10 protein-coding genes are annotated in these 19082 nt (G+C 42.7%); all 10 read left to right on the top strand.

The window, feature by feature from the left end; all coding sequences use genetic code 11:
- The first annotated feature begins 187 nt into the window (after positions 1-187).
- Positions 188-3307: a SusC/RagA family TonB-linked outer membrane protein gene (locus tag IRJ18_RS12470; RefSeq protein ID WP_194106527.1), complete on the top strand. Its 3120-nt coding sequence runs from the start codon at positions 188-190 to the stop codon at positions 3305-3307.
- A gap of 17 nt (positions 3308-3324) precedes the next feature.
- Positions 3325-4884 (top strand): RagB/SusD family nutrient uptake outer membrane protein, encoded by a 1560-nt coding sequence (locus IRJ18_RS12465; protein ID WP_194106526.1) that lies wholly within the window; start codon positions 3325-3327, stop codon positions 4882-4884.
- Positions 4885-5150: 266 nt separating this feature from the next.
- Positions 5151-7283 (top strand): beta-galactosidase, encoded by a 2133-nt coding sequence (locus IRJ18_RS12460; protein ID WP_194106525.1) that lies wholly within the window; start codon positions 5151-5153, stop codon positions 7281-7283.
- 104 nt (positions 7284-7387) lie between these two features.
- A complete protein-coding gene (locus IRJ18_RS12455) occupies positions 7388-8638 on the top strand; it encodes a DUF1015 family protein (RefSeq protein ID WP_194106524.1) in 1251 nt (416 codons plus the stop codon).
- Positions 8639-8787: 149 nt separating this feature from the next.
- Positions 8788-10131, top strand: a complete 1344-nt coding sequence (locus IRJ18_RS12450) for a serine/threonine protein kinase (RefSeq protein WP_194106523.1) — start codon at positions 8788-8790, stop codon at positions 10129-10131.
- A gap of 108 nt (positions 10132-10239) precedes the next feature.
- A complete protein-coding gene (locus tag IRJ18_RS12445; RefSeq protein ID WP_194106522.1) occupies positions 10240-11190 on the top strand; it encodes a hypothetical protein in 951 nt (316 codons plus the stop codon).
- A 95-nt stretch (positions 11191-11285) separates the two neighbouring features.
- Complete coding sequence (locus tag IRJ18_RS12440; RefSeq protein ID WP_194106521.1) at positions 11286-12725, top strand: PP2C family protein-serine/threonine phosphatase; 1440 nt, start codon at positions 11286-11288, stop codon at positions 12723-12725.
- Positions 12725-16870, top strand: a complete 4146-nt coding sequence (locus IRJ18_RS12435) for an FtsW/RodA/SpoVE family cell cycle protein (RefSeq protein ID WP_194106520.1) — start codon at positions 12725-12727, stop codon at positions 16868-16870. Before IRJ18_RS12440 ends, IRJ18_RS12435 begins: the two co-directional genes overlap by 1 nt.
- 15 nt (positions 16871-16885) lie before the next feature.
- Positions 16886-17668, top strand: a complete 783-nt coding sequence (locus IRJ18_RS12430; RefSeq protein WP_194106519.1) for an FHA domain-containing protein — start codon at positions 16886-16888, stop codon at positions 17666-17668.
- Between the two features lie 5 nt (positions 17669-17673).
- Positions 17674-18978, top strand: coding sequence for a serine/threonine protein kinase (locus IRJ18_RS12425; RefSeq protein ID WP_194106518.1), 1305 nt, complete (start codon positions 17674-17676; stop codon positions 18976-18978).
- Positions 18979-19082 lie beyond the last annotated feature (104 nt).

Here is a 19082-nt window from a genome sequence, read left to right as displayed (position 1 = left end):
TGTTTTAAATAGTTTAAAAATATTGAAATATATAGTTTATTATAATTAAAATATATTTAAAAAACTTATTAATTATTGCCAAATCATAACAGTGCATGACAGTTTTTAAATTGTATAAAAATAATTTAGTGCTACCAATTATAATCCAAAAAGAATTAAAATCTTTTAAATCAACCAATTACTAATTATGAAAAGAAAATTTTACCAAAAATTTACTTGCAACAGGCTTTGGGCAATATGTTTGCTTTTATGCCTATTGCTAAATGTAGCTTTTGCCCAGCAGAGCGGAAGTGTAATAAAAGGAAAGGTTACCGACGATAAGGACGAAGGCATTCCGGGCGTGTCAATCCTTGTTAAAGGTACATCTATAGGTGCCGCTACTGATGTGAACGGCAACTATTCCATCAAGGCATCAACCGGTGCTGTGTTAGTATTTAAATCTGTAGGATATGCAACCCGCGAAATAACTATAGAGAACCAAACTACAATTAATGTTAAATTGAAGCCATTGGTAACCGGACTGGAAGAAGTAACTGTAAGCTACGGTAAACAACGTGCCAGGGAAATAACCGGATCAGCATCTCAAATTAATGCCGAAGGGTTATCTGATATGCCGGTAGTGCAGTTTACACAACAGTTACAAGGCAAAGTACCTGGTGTTGATATCGCTTTATCCAGTGGCCAGCCAGGCAGGGGAATTGCTGTTCGCATACGGGGTGCGGCCTCTTTTGCAACTGGCTATCAACCGCTTTATGTAATAGATGGTTTACCTGTAACCGGTAGCGTAAACAACATCAACCCTGACGAAATAGAGTCGTTCACGGTATTGAAAGACGCATCGGCTACTTCTTTATATGGCTCGCGCGCGGCTAACGGGGTCGTTTTAATTACCACTAAACATGCAAAAGCTGGCGAGTCTAAAATTGAATTTAGCAGCAACGTTGGTATCCAAAAAATAGATAGGGGTACAGTGCCAAAAATCATGAATGGTCAGCAATGGGCGTTATTTATGCAAGAGCATTATGATGATGCTGTGAAATATGAGGGTTTAAATCCCGCAGGCACCGGCTACCCGGATGTATATAAGGGGGATGTATCCAGATATGGCGAAGGGACCAATTGGTTTAACTTAACTACTCAATCGGCACCTATTCAAAGTTATACCTTAAACGTTCAATCGGCCAGGGAAAAATCATCTTCAACTGTTATTCTTGGGTATCAGGCGCAAGATGGCGTGGTAATAAATACGGGTACCAAATTACTATCGCTACGGGTGAACCAGGAGCTAAGCATAGCGAATAACAAGGTGAAAATTGGCTTTAATATTGCGCCAAGCTACAGGCTGGATCATAACAACCGGTTAACATCCGACGGTGTGGGTGGGTTTTATGAAAGGGTTTTTGAATCGAGCCCGATTTTGCCGGCGTACAACGCGGACGGTACATATGCAATTGGCGCCTATTCGCCAGGTATGGTGGCTTATATTAACCCCGTTGCCCAATTAAAAGAAAGCCGCGATGATTATATCACTACAAGGATTTTAGGTAATGGCTATTTAAATTATCAGTTTTTGCCCGGGTTAAGTTTAAAAACCAATATCGGTATTGATAAAGGTGCTGAAACTCGTAATAATTTTACGCCACAGGTAGCTAATAACTCGGTTCCCACTTTGCCAAATTTAAGTACAGGTATAAGCAGTTCTGTAGATAATTATTCATATACCGCCGAAGCAAACCTGAATTATGAAAAAACCTTTTTTACCGATCATCATATAGAAGCGCTTGTAGGTTATTCAGCTCAAAAATTTGATTCAAAAAGCAATAGCATCAGCGGAACCGGTTATCCTACAGATGATATCGGATATTTGACTGCCGCGTCCAGCATTACTGCAGGCTCAAGCAGTGCCTCACAGTATTCATTACTATCTGCCATTGGCCGCTTAAACTATAATTATAAAGGTAAATACCTGTTGCAGGGGTCAGTTCGCCGCGATGGCTCTTCAAGGTTTGGTGAAAACCAAAAATATGGCTATTTCCCTGCGGTATCAGCCGGCTGGATTATAAGCGATGAAAGTTTTATGGCTAAATTTAAGAAGATAGACTTTTTAAAGATCCGTGCCAGCTACGGCATAACAGGTAATAACGATTTTGGTAATTATACCGCCATCACACAACTTGGTAAAGCTAATTATTACTTAAATGGTGCAGTAGTACCTGGTGAAGCCATAAACGTTTTGGGGAACTCTGATCTTCAATGGGAGCGCAATAAGCAATTCGACCTTGGTTTTGAATTAGGACTGTTCAATAACCGCGTGTCATTTAATTATGATTATTATCACAAACTGTCAGATAACCTGATATTAGGCCGCCCTTTACCAAGGTCATCGGGCTTTACCACTATTCAGTATAATGTGGGCCAGCTTGAGTTTTGGGGACATGAATTTACCGTTAATACTATAAATACAAAAGGGGTATTGAAATGGAATACTAACCTGAATATTGCTATTCAACGCAACCTGGTAAAAAGCTTAATATCTCCGGGTTACTTACGCAGAAACAATACGGTAACATCCGATTATTACCGTAACCAGGAAGGTCACCATTTAGGCGAGTTTTACGGCTTTGTTTTCCTTGGGCTATATAAAGATGCTGCCGATCTGGCCAACTCAGCTAAATACCAGGTTACAGCAGCGGCACCAAACGGGAGTTCTGATATAGGCACCATTAAAATGAAAGATTTGAATGGTGACGGTGTTATTGATGATGTAAACGACCGTACTTTTATAGGCGATCCTACACCAAGTTTTACTTTTGGTTTAACCAACACATTTGCTTATAAAAACTGGGATATGAGCATTTCAATGTCCGGACAGGTGGGCGGTAAAATATTAGCAGCATCGAAATGGGCATATTTAACTAACATGGATGGTTCAAGGGTGCCACTTGCTGCTGCCTTAGATCATTGGAGATCTGAAGCCGACCCGGGCTCAGGTATATACCCACGTACTAAAACCGGGACCACTGCTATAGGCCGGTCTGTCAATTCGCAATGGATAGAAGATGGTTCATATCTTACGGCTAAAAACATTTCGGTAGGTTACAATTTTAAGCTGAAAAATAATTGGGCGTTAAAAAATCTAAGGGTTTATGCATCAGTACAGCAAGCATTTATTATAACAGGGTATTCGGGGTCTAATCCCGAGATCGGCTTATCAGGGCTTGATGCAACTGCGGGTATTGGTATAGATGAAAATGCTTATCCCGTGCCACGTACATTTTCTGTAGGCCTTACAACAACCTTTAAATAAATTAAAAAAAGTATATCATGAAAAAGACATATATATTACTTAGCATGTTATTGCTGACAACATCGGCATGTAAAAAAAGCTTTATAGATTTAAATCCTTTAGATACGCCGTCGCCCGATACCTACTATCAAACAGACGCGCAGTTGAAACTAGCGATGGCTGGTGCTTATGTACCTATGCGCGACCTGCTGGTTAACGATTATTTTACCTCTGAAATGCGGTCGGATAATTCGCATTATCAACCCATCCCTAATAACCGCGGAACCGCCAATGTATATCGTGAAAACGTATCAGACTGGAATAACGATGCCAATAACGATTATGTTAACGCCGTTTATTACCACTGCTATAATACCATTGCCAGGTGTAACACTATAATCGACCGTATACCTTTGGCAAACGCTGCAAGCACAGCCGTTAAAGCCAGTGTAGACGGGCAAGCAAAATTTTTACGTGCCTGGAACTATTTTAAACTGGTGCGTTTATTTGGTGGTGTGCCATTATCATTACATGAAGTAAAAAAAGCGGAAGACGCTTATTTGCCCCGTGCTACTGTTGATCAGGTTTACACTCAAATAGTTAAGGATGCCAATGATGCTATAAGTGAATTATTGCCCCCGGCAAAGTTTCCGCAAACAGGAGAAGCTACTAAAGGTTCGGCAACTATGCTACTGGCCGATATAGATGTTACGTTAAAAAAATATGCAGAAGCGGAGACATTGCTAAACACGTTGCCAGCAATGGGCTATGGCTTGAATACTAATTATACTGATGCATTTTTAACTACCAACAAAAACAGTAAAGAATCATTATTCGAAATTCAATACCTGGAGGGTACTGCTGTGGGCACACAGCCAAGCAACTTTTTTTACCAGTTTTTTCCGCGTACAACCACTACCACAGTTGTTACCGGCGCACCGGCTACAAACACTACAAGTACCGGCGGGTGGAACTCCCCTTCGTTTGATTTGATTAGTACCTATGAAACAGGTGATAAGCGTCTTGATGCAACAATTGGTATTGCTGAAGGTGCATATGATGCCAGTTATTATCTGGTCATATCGGCCAATAAAAGTGTAGTTGGTTATACCCCCGCTGCAGGTAAGGTTGGTGTGCCGTATGTTAAAAAGTACCTTCACCCACCATTCACAACCACTAATAATACAAATGATAACTGGCCAATATATCGTTATTCTGAAGCACTTTTATTGCTGGCCGAAGCACAAAACGAGCAAGGAAAATCTCCGTTGACTGCTTTAAACGCGGTGCGTGCGCGTGCCTTTGGTGATGCCCTGCACAACATTACGGCAACAGACCAGGCAACATTACGTGATATTATTTTGCATGAAAGACGGGTTGAACTTGCTTTCGAGAATAAGCGTTTTCATGATCTGCAGCGCAGCAGTAAAGGTTTAGCTATTATGCAGGCTTATGCGGCAAAAGCTAAAACAACTTATACTTTCCTGCCAGCATCAGCTTTCGATATTCAGCCGTATAAATTTTTGTTCCCGATACCAAAACCCGAAATTGATTTAAACCCAAGCCAATTGGTGCAAAACCCGGGTTATGCTTTTTAAGCCGGGTAAATTAACAAGCTATAAGTTATTGTAGCTTATTAATGCATTAAAAACATACAGATCGTCGGGTGCTTATCCATATTCAGGAGGAGAGGCGCTTGATGATCTGTTTTTTTATGGGTATAGGTGACGCCAATTTGGTTCGGGGAGAGACATTAAATTAGTGAACAACAGTGCAATAATTGATTTCTCAGCGCACGCTATTTAGTAAGATTTGAAAAGTAATGTTAACTTGCAATTGCCAAAATAAACCCTCAATATCAACCATGAAGAAAAATTACTATGCCCTGTTTTCCGCTGCCGGAAATATATTTAAATGTGCCCTGCTACTTGCAGCGTTGTTTCTTTTTGAAATAAATAGCTCACAAGCACAAACAAAAAACTTCTTTAATAAAAGCGACCTGATGCCCATCGGGTCATATTACTATCCCGAGCAATGGCCACATGAGTATTGGGCGCGCGACCTGAAAAAAATGGCCGAAGTTGGATTCGATTTTACCCATTTTGGCGAGTTTGCCTGGGCGTTTATTGAGCCCGAAGAAGGTAAGTTTGATTTTAAATGGATTGATGAAGCGGTAGATTTGGCAAGGGCTAATGGTATTAAAGTCATTATGTGCACATCAAGCCCTACACCACCGGCCTGGCTTGCCGAGAAGCACCCGGAAATATTAATGGTGAACGATATGGGTATCACTATGCAGCATGGATCACGGCAGCAAATATCATGGTCAAGTCCGGTTTATCGTCAATATGTGAGCAAAATGGTTGAAGCTGTAGCTAAACATTTTGCTAATGATAAACGCATATGGGGCTGGCAATTGGATAACGAACCATCGCATTATGGCCAATATGACTATAGCCCGGCAGCACAAATAAGTTTCCGCAAGTGGCTAAAAGCAAAATATGGCACTATAGCCAACCTAAATAAAACATGGGGGACCGCTTTTTGGAGCCTTGTCTATAGTGACTTTGATCAGGTGCGCATCCCGAACGGTAAGGAATTAATAGCGCAGCCTAACCCGAGTGCGGTGTTAGATTTTAAACGTTTCAGCAACGACGAAGTGAACGATTTTTTGGCTATGCAGTACAAAATACTGCGCAAGTACATTGCACCCGAGCAATGGATAACCACCAACCTTATGCCGGGCGAACCACCTGTCGACCCCACAAAAATTACCAGTCTGGATTTTAACACTTATACAAAATACCTGGTTGCCGGATATGACAAAGGCATTGGCCCGCAAGGCTTTCGTATGGGGTCATCAACCAGCATTGCTTTTTCAAACGATCTGTTCCGGTCTATTAACGGAACAACGGGCGTAATGGAATTGCAGCCAGGCCAGGTTAATTGGGGCAAGTTTAACCCACAGCCTATGCCCGGTGTGGTGCGCATGTGGATATGGCATGCCTTTGCCGGCGGCAATAAATTTGTGTGTAACTATCGCTTTAAACAACCTTTAATTGGCGGCGAACAATATCACTACGGTATTATTGGCCCTGATGGTGTTACTCCAAGTACCAGCGGATTAGAATATATTAAAGTGATCAATGAACTAAAAAGCCTTAAAAAATCATATAATCCCAATGCGCAGATGCCCAAAGAGCATGCGGCGCGTTTAACAGCCGTGCTTTATAACCCCGATAACCGTTGGGAAGAAGATAACCAGCCCCAAAGTAACCAGTGGAGCTTTGAAAAGCATATGCTGCATTATTACAATGCCCTTAAACAGTTGGGCGTGCCTGTAGATGTGATTACCGAGGATAAAGATTTCTCTAAGTATCCGGTAATGATAGCGCCATCGTACCAGTTACTGGATGCCAATTTAGTAGCCCGCTGGACTACCTACGTAGAAAATGGGGGCCACCTGATATTGACGACCCGTACAGGGCAAAAAGACCGTAATGCTAAACTATGGGAAATGAAGTTTGCCGAACCCATTTACAAGCTGATAGGCGGCAAGATATCTTTTTATGACCTGTTGCCTGATACTGTAATTGGTACCATAAAAATGAATAATCAAAACTTTAAATGGAACAACTGGGCCGATATTATAACCCCTGACGCGGGAACCGAAGTTTGGGCAAACTATACAAACCAATACTATGCAGGCAGGGCAGCAGTAATGTCGCGCAAACTGGGTAAGGGCACAATAACCTATGTAGGGCCCGATACAGATGATGGCAGTTTGGAAAAAGCCGTGTTGCAAAAAGTTTATCAGCGTGCGGGCATTCCGGTACGCAATTTACCCGATGGTGTAATACTGGAATGGCGTGATGGCTTTTGGGTAGGGGTAAACTATTCGCCAAAACCCTATGCAGTGCCGTTATCAGCTAAAGCTAAAATTTTAATAGGGACACCATTGCTAAAACCAGCCGATGTAATAGTTTGGCAGGAATAACAGATACGTTCCAACATATTATCTGCGTGCTTGTTAAAAGTTATCTGTATACGGTAATGTGAGCCGGTAGTGACTGCTTATCAGCTCAAAAAAAATGAAGCTAAATGACTGTTATTAAGCCCTTTCGCGCTATTCGCCCAAACCCCAAATATGCAGATCGGTTGGTTTTTACAAGCCCGCAAGCTGAATCTGTAGCTTTGCATGGTACGGAAGGTCCGATTGTTCTTCCCCTGAAGAACTTATTGGAAACCGCAGCCCGGCAAAGACCCGAGACTGCGGCGGGGCAAATGGAAGCTTATCACGGTATCAGGACGGCGATAAACAGCTTGTTAAATGCCGGACAACTAAAGCAAGATGATAGCGAAGGGATATATATTTATGAAACAACCAGCCTGGGTATTTCCCAAACAGGTATCTGGGCGCTGTATGTGCTGAGTGAGCATGAAAAGATTAAGGTCCACGAACTTACTTTTGATGATAGCGTACGCCGGATAAAAAATTATCGCGACAACACAGGCATAGAGGGTAGCCCGGTCTTACTAACCTATGCGCCAAATCTGCAGATAGATCAGGTTATCAAACATGCAAAAAACCTGGAACCCGATTTCACGCTGGGAAACGATCATGTACTTCATCGGATATGGAGGATAACTGATGCCGCTTTAGTCAGCACCGTGATAAATGCTTTTAACGCTATTCAACATGTTTATATGGCCGATGGCCATCATAGGCTAAGTGCTGCTACCATGCTGGCTACAGAGCAAAGAGCTAAAAATGTACCGGTGTTTAATGAGCTTTCCGCCTTGTTTCTGTCTTTTAACCAGTTACAAATACTGGAATTTCACCGGGTAATTGTGCCCGACAAAGCGATAGATATCCCAACCTTTTTTAGTTTGCTTGGGAAATGTTTTTATGTACAGGAGGCGTGGAACCACCCGGTAAAACCAAACGAGCAACGCCAGATAGGCATGTGTATCGCTGATCAATGGTTTCGATTAACAGTTAAACCCGAGTACTATGCGGACAAGGCAGTAGCGGCCAGTCTTGACGCTTCACTTTTGCAGGAGCTGGTTTTTGGGCCAGTGTTTGGGATTTTTGATCCAAAGTCAGACCCACGACTTAAATGTGCAGGTGGGCCGCGTGCATTTGAACAGATCGGGCTTATTTGCAAGGAACACCCGGATGCAATTGTATTTACATTAAGCCCAATAACACCCGAAGACCTGATACGGGTAGCTAACGCGGGCGAAATACTGCCGCCAAAGTCTACATGGATAAATCCGAAAATCCCTTTCGGTTTATTAATACACCGCCATGGCCGGAATGATCAGGAAGGAAATAGTAATATGGCCTAAGGATTCGATTTCGTACCTATTTAGTACACAGCACTCTTAGAGAAATCTTTATATTTATTCTGCGATAACTTATGAACAGGCTGAACATAAACCACATTATTTTTGTTATGCTTCCATAAGTTAAATGCGAATTAACAGTTATTAAAGGCATGAGCAAAGTATTTACAATAACAGAAGGCCTGGAAAATATGGGTGCATTGCGCACCGGCGGCCAGGGTTCTGTATACAAAGGGCGGCGTATAGGGCCTATCATTACCGCCGTAAAAATTTTGCCCACACCTATATATAGCGAAAGTACCGATGATAAGAATTACCGTAACTTTTTGAATGAAGTTGAGAAGTTAAAAAAGGTAAACGAGGTACCCAACCCCAATGTAGTTAAAATACTTAACTCGGGTATTACCGAAAGCGGTTCGTTCCCGTTTATAGAAATGGAATTTATTGAAGGGCCTGACCTGGGTGAACTACTGGCAGAGCCGCATGATAAGATCTTCGCCCTAAAAGATGTGGTTAAACTGGCCGATCAGTTAGCCTGCGCGCTGGCCCATTGCCATGGGGTTGGCGTTAAGCATGGGGATATTAAAAGCAATAACGTAAAGTTCAACATTCATTCAGGCAATTACGTGCTGTTAGATTTTGGCCTGTCTATCATGTCCGACGAGGAACGCCGCAGCAGCATGCGCCATGCCGGCGCTATTGAATTTATGGCCCCCGAGCAGAATGAAGGAAAAATGCTGTTTCAAACAGATGTATACAGTTACGGCGTTATTTTATATGAACTATTGGCCGGCACGGTACCCTTTCCTTTAAAAGATAATGGAGAAACTGCACGCAACACCGTAATGGTAGCCCATATGGAATCGCCGGTGCCCGATTTAATGAAACTGCGCAAACAAAACCTCCCCGCCAGTTGGTCCAAAAAACAACGCGACCATGAAATGAAGGTACCCGGATGGCTGCTGAAATTAGTTTATAAATGCCTGGAAAAATCTCCCGATAACCGTTACGCTAATGGTATGGAATTGCATGATGCCATTATAGAAAACAGCATTGCTGATATCCGTTGGGAAGAACCAGAAGAAACTACCGAAGCTGTAACGAACCAGGAAGCAGAGGTGGTTGTTGATACCGGCTATGTTGATAACGAGATTGACAGCAACATGATGCTGATATCTAAACCTGTTTTTTGGGGATTGATGATCTTATTGATTGGTTTTATGGCGTTTACAGGTTATGCGTTGTTTAATAATAAGAAGGCGCCAAAACAAAACGAAATATTGACCACACAACAGCAAGCCGACTCAACCCGGGTTGCCGATAGTATAGCCACACAAAATAATAATGCTGTTGCCCAACGCGAAAAAAAACGGCTTCAGGATTCGGTTGTAAAGGCGGGGATTCAGGCTGATATTGAAAAAAACAGGCGTAAAAATTCAACTGAGCCGGATAGCACGGAGGTTGATAGTACAGAAGTACAGCCTGATAATAATTGAATGATTTAACGGTATCCACTAATTAATAAAAATGAATAGTTCAAACATCTGTCCAGGGAACCTGTTAATTACAATGTTTAAACACTATTAACCCGAGATTAAATATACATGGAACCTAAAACTTCTATCTGGCAACGTATGGGGATACAGGACTGGTTTTTAACCAGTGAAAATACCTCAAAGTCAAAAAAGCAGCAAACACTTACGCCGGATGATGTTTACAACTATGTAATTGATAAATTTAACGATTCCATCCGTCAGCTTTCTTTCGCCGAACGTATCGTTTTTTATCACGAATACATTATTAGCTTTAACCCCGATGATTACCAGGAGTTTATGAATAATAAGCAGGGTATTTTCGGGCTGATTGTAAATGAAACGGTTAAGAAATTTTATGAACAGCTAAAGCAGTACCGTGCGGCGGGTAAAACTGTAGTGCCATCAAGCTCTAAATGGGTTTTCCGTATAGTTTCTCATCCCGATTATCAGCGGGGCGATATTGGCTTTATAGGTAAATTGTTACCTGGCAGTACCAAAAAGGAGGAAAATTTAAGGGTTACGTTTATTCCGCGGCAAACAGGCATAGCCCAAACGTTTGATGTAAGTCAGGACGTATTGAAGGGGTTTAATTATTATAGCGAAGGCTATTACGAGCTGCCTTATATTGATGACCTGGATTATGATGAGGACGCCCCGGCAGATAACAGGAAGAAGAGTTTTGCACGGTTTGAAACCATACTGCCCGAAAAACAATTTGCGGGTAAAAAGGTGGAATATTTAATGCAGGATGACGAGATCATTGTATCAGGGGATGAAGAGGAACGTGAAGATAGTAATATCTTTAAAATCCCGACTGAATGGGTAAACACCCCGCATTTGCATATCAGGTATAATAAATCTGACGGGAAATTTTATCTGGCATCATTTGGTGAACGTACCATACTAAACGAAAATGAGGTACAAAGAAGCGATGTTAACTCACCATCGTGGGTCGAATTGCCTGTAAATTCAAAAATATTACTAAACGGGATTATAGGGGTCAATATTTTTAAATCATAAGCCTATGTCGCAAGTATTGTCCGCCGGGTTACTGGTTATAGTTGTATTGTTATTAATAACTCATTTTTACGATATTAAAAACTCGCGCAAAACCAATGACTGATCAGTTTTATGGCTTAACCGATATCGGTAACGAGCGAAAAAATAACGAGGATACCTTTATCGCGCAGCAAAGTGCTAACGGCAAATTTATTATTGCCTGCGTTATTGATGGTGTGGGTGGCTATTCAGGCGGAGAAATTGCGGCCGCTTTGGCCCGCGAATCTATATTGCAAAGGCTTGGCAAACCATCGGGCGAGGTGATCCCGATGATGATAGACTGTTTTAACCTGGCCAACCAAAAAATATTAGACGAAAAAAAGCAGGTAAAAGAACACGAAAGTATGGCCTGTGTAGCCACCCTGGCGCTGGTAGATGTTGAACAAAATCAATTTTATTACGTGCATGTGGGCGACACCCGTCTATATCTGTTGCGCGATCAGTCACTGGTAAAAATCTCCCGCGATCAATCGTTTGTTGGTTTTTTAGAAGATTCTGGCCGCTTGGATGAAAAAGCTGCTATGACACATCCAAAGCGCAATGAAATTAATAAGGCGCTTGGTTTTGAAGCTAATTTAGGCCGCGACACGGAATATATCGAAACAGGACAGTCACCTTTTTTACCCGGCGACATGCTTTTGCTTTGTAGCGATGGATTAACCGATATGGTTAGTAAATCCGAGATGAGTAATATACTTAACAATAGCAACGGCTTAAAAGATAAATGCCGTGAATTGATAGCAGCAGCAAATAATAACGGCGGAAAAGATAATATAACTGTTGTCCTTGTAAAGAACAGCAAGCAAACAACAACACATAACGCGACTATGCCGACAGGTAATCAAAAAAAAAATGAACGGCCCGATATAGCTGAGCCAATGATTATTAAAACACCTGTTTCAACAACCGGGCAGCAACATGTGGTTCCTGCTAAACGAAGTAATTGGGTTGCAGTGATATTCGCTCTCCTTGCTTTAGTGTTTTTGTCAACAACTATTTGGCAATTCAGCCAGCGTAAAGCCGATTCAGAACCAGCGACGAAACCCGCCCCACAGCCAATCAGGAGGCCTTTAAGTAAATTAGAAGTTAAGCTGCAAAATGCTATCGATGGCTTGAAAGGCAACTTATTACTCCTTTCCGATACTGCTTTTACTGCGCCTATCATTATTAGTCAGCCCATTAAGATAAATAAAGACACTTTGTTTATTAAAACCAAAGGCGATATCCGGCTACAAAGTGATAGTGGCTATAAAGGTGCGGCATTTACCCTTTCGCCTAAATGTAAATTGGTTATGCTGGATAGCCTTGCTGTCAGTAATTTTCAAACAGGTGTTACGGCCTACAACAATGCGCTGCTATTAAAAAATATAAGGTTCATCAACTGTACCAACGCCATTAAAAATTTATTTACTATTAAAGGTAAATACACCAGTGGAAGTATCCCGGCGCAAATATTTAAAGTTGATTCCATACCGGTAACCCACAAACAAAAATAATGGAACAAGAAATACCAGCGTCTGTTAGCAGGAAAAAAGAACGCGTGTTCCTGTTGGTAATTGCAGCAGTATTAGGGCTGTTGTTTGTCCGGCTATTTTATATCGAACAAAAAAACTTTACCGATGTGGATAGGCGCATGCAGGATGGCTCGATGGTGAACCTGAATGCGAAAAACCCGGCAAGAAACATCCGCACGCTGCTTGAAAAAGGATATTATTTTGAAGATAAACGCGATATCGACCTGATAGAAAAAGTGATCGGAGATCGTGTAAAGGCGGGGGACAGGTTTGAAAACATTGGTGATATCAATAAAAAGAAATTTTATGTTGATGCTGATGAAGCAATGGCCAAAGGGGGTAAGTCGTTTCAGCAGCGTGTGCTGGTTTCGCGGTCGTTACTTGGTTATACAGGTGACGATTCCTTACGTTTCGTCCAGGAAAAAGCTAAACCACCCGTTTTGCCGGCTGTTACCGATGTGGGCATGGATGGTAAGGCCATAAGCGGGACGGTGCTTGAAAAGAAACTGCCTGTTGCCGGTGTGCTGGTCCGGCTGCAAATGATATTGCCCCAGGACAGTACTTATAATGACGAGGAAGCCGACCAGTTAAATAAAAAGATTGAGCAGGGGCCGGGTTTTAAAAAGGAGTATATATTAGATGAGCAAAAAAAAACTCATCTGCAAACCTTAACTGCCTTTGCGCGCACCGACGATAGGGGAAATTATATGTTTAAAAATCTCCCTGCCGGTAAGGCATTCGAAGTTTTACCGTTACAGCCCGGGTATCAATTCGGGCGATCTTCAGGTACCGAAAACCTGGATAATGATGAGATATTCAACTTCTCACGTTCGCCCCATACCATCAGGTTATTATCAACCCGTGATTTCAGTATCCTGAAAAAAGAAAAAGCCTTTATGATCCGTACACCAGCCGAATTTAACTTTTGGTTCATGGTGGTTGCAGGCTGCTTTTTTGGATGCTTTGCACTCGCCCATTTATTGCTCAGCTGGAAATTTAGTACGGCCGATCAGTTGATACTACCGTTTATCATGGTGCTTACAGGTTTGTCCTTTCTAACCTTATTAAGCCTGCAGGATCCATTACGCGACAGGTTCCTCGTTAAGGATTCGTTAATGTACCTGGGTATGGGCTTTTTTGCGATGATGTTAATGCTGCTATTTAATTTACGCAGGTTTACGGTCGATTCCAATCTGTACAGGTTATTGGTATTTAAAAATAATCGCAAAGCGGCCAATGGCTGGCCATGGATCATTATAGCTATCGGATTGCTGGCCTTAACTATTCGTTTTGGATCAGGGCCGGAAGGTAGTGGCGTTAAAGTAAACCTGTTTGGTTTTCAGCCCAGCGAAATTGTAAAATATTTAGTGATCGTTTTCCTGGCGGGCTTTTTTGCTACCAACGAAAAATTTATTAGCGAATATGCCAGTTGGAAAAAACGTTTCTCGTTTTTTTCATTTGCAGTAATAGCCATAGGCATTGCCCTTTTTCTGTTCCTGATGCTGGGCGACTTAGGGCCGGCTATCGTTATCTGCTTTACATTTATTATCCTGTTCTCCTTCGCGCGTGGTGATTTTATGTTTATGGCCGCATCGGTAATTTTTTATGTACTGGTTACCTGGATATTTAAAAACGTATGGCTTTCGGCCTTGCTAACTGTAGCCATGTTGGTTGCAGTAACGTTGCTGAAACGTAAGCAGCTTAGCGAATCGGCTATTATGGCTTTGATCATTATCGCAGGGTTTTTAACCATTGATAAAATCCCGCATCTGGATAAACTAATACCCGGCCCTGTACAACGTTTAGTTGATAGGAAAGCCATTTGGCAAAACGCCTGGGATAATGAAGTTTACGGTGGTGATCAGGTAGCTAATGGCCTTTGGGCAATGGCAAGTGGCGGCATTACCGGCCAGGGTATTGGCGAAGGCTTTGCCAAAACCATCCCAGAGGCACATACCGATATGATACTGCCATCAATTGGCGAGGAATTTGGTTGGACGGGTATTATATGCATCTTTCTGATATTCCTGCTGTACCTTCACCGGGCTATTATTATAGGCCGGCAAACGGGTACGCCGTTTTTATTCTACTTGTGCGCCGGTATTGGCATATGTACGTTTGTGCAGTTTTTGCTAATAGCAGGCGGTTCAACGGGTGCTTTACCATTATCGGGCGTATCGCTGCCATTTCAAAGTTATGGCGGTTCATCGTTGGTTGTCAATTTTTTAGCCGCTGGTTTCCTATTGTCAGCATCGAAAGTAAAAGGCACACCTGTGCAAATGAGTTTTATTACTAAACAGCAGGACAGAAACCTGGTGCCAGCGTTAATAATGGCTTGTATTGGTATACTGCTGCTTACGGTTAATGTATCGCGCTATTTGTTTAATAATGCCAAATGGATAGTAAAACCATCGCTGGTGGCCGACCGTAGCGGGGGCAGGATGTTTAGCTACAATCCGCGCATTGCTATTTTAATGAATAAACTTCAGGCGGGCACTTTATATGATAGGGAAGGACGAGTTTTGGCTACCAGCAATCCGCAGTTGATACAGCAACAGCGGAAGCTGTTGGATACATCGGGTATTAGTAATTATAACCTTGATTCGGCCATGCACAAGCGTGTAACGCGTTACTATCCGTTTGAGGAGCAGATGTTCTTTTGGGTAGGCGACGTTAACACCGGGGTATTTAATGGCAGCACCAATGGTTACTTTGCCGAATATGAGCACGCGGCCGAGTTACGCGGGTTTAAAATGCCTATAGCCAATTATAACACCCACGCCAGCCGCTACCAGGAAGACCGTTTTTTGCCGCGCGGGGTGAAAGAAATGTCGGTAAGCAAAAAGGATTACAGCGCGCTGGCGCCGCTATTGATAGCCGGGATTAACAGCAGCGAGGTTGAAGCCTTTAAAAAGCGTAACCGCGATGTGCAGTTAACCGTAGATGCCAATTTGCAAACCAGTATCCAAAAGTCTATAGCTACCGATACTTCATTATATGATAACCGGGTATCGGTAGTAATTATGATGCCCAACACCGGCGATGTGCTGGCATCAGCGGTTTATCCGCTGCCGCCGGTGCATAACTGGGACCAACTGACCATGCCGGTGAACGAACAGAATAAGCTTTCGCAATGGATGACTACCAGCGACCTGGGCTTCACATACGCCACCCAGCCCGGCTCGACCGCTAAAGTATTAACTGCCATGGCCGCGTTTAATAAACTTGGTTTGGAAGCGGCAAATAAAAAATTCAATGTAGCGATGTGGGAACGTATCCGCACTAAAGGGATAGAGCCGGATGAGACTGGCGTGATCACATTAGAGAGGGCTATAGCCAAATCAAACAATGTGTACTTTATTAAGTTAGCTAATCAGGAGCATTTGCAGGAAGATATGGCTGCCCTTTATTTAAAAACCGGGATGTTTCTACATGGCGTTGGCGGCTATTTTTATGGGAAACAACCAGACAATGCCGGACAGGAAGAGAAATGGCTGGAACTTTGGCGAAAAACAGAGTTTAATACCAAACCGCGGTACGATCCTAACAACATCCGGCGTACTCGTGCCAAAGGGATCTCAGGTATGGCCTGGGGCCAGGGTGAGTTAATAGCTACACCGGCTGCTGTGGCCAGGCTGGTATCGGGCGTGGCTAATAATGGCGAATTAGTTGCTAACCGTTTTGTATTGAAGGTTAGTGATACTGTACAGCCCGTTAAAGGCAGTATAAAGCTGGCTAATGACCCGCAGTATACTTCATTGCTGACGCAGTATATGATAGAGCAGAGCGCGCCAAAGGTACCCATATTAGGACTGAGCGTTGCGGGTAAAACCGGTACTCCCGAGCGGATCTGGAAAAAAGAAAGTATTAACGATGGTTGGTACGTGTTTTTTGCGCCAATGGTTAAAAGCCCCGGCAACATCGTGGTGTGTATCCGTATCGAATCAACAAAGGGGTCGGCCGATGCTGTGCATTTGGCAGGTAAACATGTTATTCCGTTCCTGATTAAAAAAGGGTATATCAAAAGTATTGTTCCTGAAAAAGAACAAGCGGACCCCAATTCCAAATCAAAAATGTCAACCGAACCCGAACAAATGACAGCACCAGACACTACAACCGAAAACTAATTAACATAAAAAGTGATGTTCAATATATTTGGTCAAAGCAATAATAATCCAACAGATGTAAAGGGCGTGAGGGATTCTTTGCTGCGCGCTGTAAAAGAAGAGCTGCAAAAAGCCGAAGGCGGCGAGGGCCGCAATATTAAGGGGATCAATTTGTTTATTGCGCCACCCGCTACAGATAAGCACATGTACGAATCTGCAGTCTATCAGGATGAACCAGACAAGTTTAAGGAAGAAATACAACGTATTGCGGACGACTTTGACTTAGGCCTTCCGGATAATTGGGCATTGGAGATCAATTTCAACGATGAGTTCCCGCCTGAAGCAGTCAAATTTAATGAAATAAACGCTGCTATATTTATCCGTACAAAGGATCATACCATTCAAAAAACAGGCGATGCATATATACGCGTATTAAACGGCGTAGCAGAAAAGCCCCAATACCATATTACATCCCAGGATGGCAAACTAAACATAGGCCGCGAAAAAAAGGCCCAGGTTGAGGGTGGCTTTTTCAGGACTAACCATATCTCTTTTCCCGGTGATGTTGATAATGAAGCCAACAAATATATCAGCAGGCAGCATGCCCACCTGGAATGGAATAATGAGAAGGGCTGTTTTATGCTTTTTGCGGATGAAGGCGGCATTCCTCCGGGCAATAAGATTAAAGTACGTTCGTCCGCTACAGGTACGCTGATTAAGCTGCATTCAAGCCAAATTGGGCATCAGCTTGAAGAGGGGGACCAGGTGATCCTTGGCGAGACAGCAGTGATAGAATTTAGCTATAAAAAGGTAAAATAACCCTGATGAGCAAAGTATTTACCATAATGGAGGGGCTTGAAAACATGGGGGCGCTACGCACCGGTGGTCAGGGCTCTGTATATAAAGGCCGCAGGATGGGCCCCATATTAAGCGCGGTAAAGCTTTTGCCAACACCAATTTTTACAGAAGATACCGATGATAAGAACTATCGAAACTTTTTAAACGAGGTTGAAAAGTTAAAAAAAGTAAATGAGGTGCCCAATCCCAATGTGGTGAAGATACTAAGTTCGGGCATCACCGAAAGCGGATCGCTGCCATTTATTGAAATGGAGTATATTGAGGGGCCCGATCTTGCCGAACTGCTTGCCGAGCCGCACGATAGGGTATTTACGATAAAGGAGGTGATTAAGTTAGCCGATCAGTTAGCCAGCGCTTTAGCACATTGCCATAAAGTAGGGATTAAGCATGGCGATATTAAAAGCAACAATGTAAAGTTCAATATCCATACGGGTAATTACGTGTTATTGGATTTTGGGTTATCCGTTATGTCGGATGAAGAGCGGCGCAGCAGCATGCGCCATGCCGGGGCCATCGAGTTTATGGCACCCGAACAAAACGAGGGCCAAATGCTGTTTCAAACAGATATTTACAGCTACGGTGTTGTACTTTATGAATTGCTTACAGGGCGCGTACCATTTCCGTTGCATGATAACGGAGAAACAGCACGCAATACCGTAATGATTGCCCATATGGAGGCACCCGTACCGGACCTGCTGGAACTTAGAAGGCAAAATCTGCCGGAAAGCTGGACAGATGAACAGCGCCAGCATGAAATGCAGGTACCCGGCTGGCTGTTGAATATTGTTTATAAATGCCTGGAAAAATTACCCGCCAACCGGTTTAACAATGGCATGGAACTGCAAAATACAATAATTCAAAACAGTACTTCTGCAGGCAATACCGATAACAATATAGTAGTATTAAAAACCGAAAATGAAATGCTGCAAACGCAATTGTTGCAGCAGCAGGAGGCTGCCGCTATTTTGCATAAAACCACCATAAACGTTTCAAAAAATGTAATTATTGGCGCGATAGTATTAATTATTATCCTTATTGGTACAACCCTTTACGGGTTGCTTTCTCAAAAAACAGTTTACGTTTCGGCCCGCACTACCGCAGCCGCTTATAAGCCATATATGTTGCGTCCATATTTGCCGCCATCCAGGCACACCGCTGAAATTGAGGCCCGTATTATTGATAGTATAAAAAAAGCAAATAGAATAAAAGCCAAACCAGTGGCAGAAACTAAGAAGAAACACCGGCGGAAAAAGTTCCTTGGAATTTTTTAAGTATCGCACGCATTGTATGCTAAAAATATTGTATTAAAAAAGAGGTCCTATAGTTTCAACTATAGGACCTCTTTTCTATACCTGTTATCCAGATGTTACTCGTA

It is taken from the genome of Mucilaginibacter boryungensis (genome assembly GCF_015221995.1).
Lineage (GTDB): Bacteria > Bacteroidota > Bacteroidia > Sphingobacteriales > Sphingobacteriaceae > Mucilaginibacter > Mucilaginibacter boryungensis.
Note: the sequence above shows the minus strand (reverse complement) of the source record. Positions and strands in the feature narration are given on the sequence as shown.

Bases quoted from the DNA above. Each gene is read 5' to 3' on its own strand.
- IRJ18_RS12470 (WP_194106527.1), top strand. From the start codon at position 188: ATGAAAAGAAAATTTTACCAAAAATTTACTTGCAACAGGCTTTGGGCA.
- IRJ18_RS12465 (WP_194106526.1), top strand. From the start codon at position 3,325: ATGAAAAAGACATATATATTACTTAGCATGTTATTGCTGACAACATCG.
- IRJ18_RS12460 (WP_194106525.1), top strand. From the start codon at position 5,151: ATGAAGAAAAATTACTATGCCCTGTTTTCCGCTGCCGGAAATATATTT.
- IRJ18_RS12455 (WP_194106524.1), top strand. From the start codon at position 7,388: ATGACTGTTATTAAGCCCTTTCGCGCTATTCGCCCAAACCCCAAATAT.
- IRJ18_RS12450 (WP_194106523.1), top strand. From the start codon at position 8,788: ATGAGCAAAGTATTTACAATAACAGAAGGCCTGGAAAATATGGGTGCA.
- IRJ18_RS12445 (WP_194106522.1), top strand. From the start codon at position 10,240: ATGGAACCTAAAACTTCTATCTGGCAACGTATGGGGATACAGGACTGG.
- IRJ18_RS12440 (WP_194106521.1), top strand. From the start codon at position 11,286: ATGACTGATCAGTTTTATGGCTTAACCGATATCGGTAACGAGCGAAAA.
- IRJ18_RS12435 (WP_194106520.1), top strand. From the start codon at position 12,725: ATGGAACAAGAAATACCAGCGTCTGTTAGCAGGAAAAAAGAACGCGTG.
- IRJ18_RS12430 (WP_194106519.1), top strand. From the start codon at position 16,886: ATGTTCAATATATTTGGTCAAAGCAATAATAATCCAACAGATGTAAAG.
- IRJ18_RS12425 (WP_194106518.1), top strand. From the start codon at position 17,674: ATGAGCAAAGTATTTACCATAATGGAGGGGCTTGAAAACATGGGGGCG.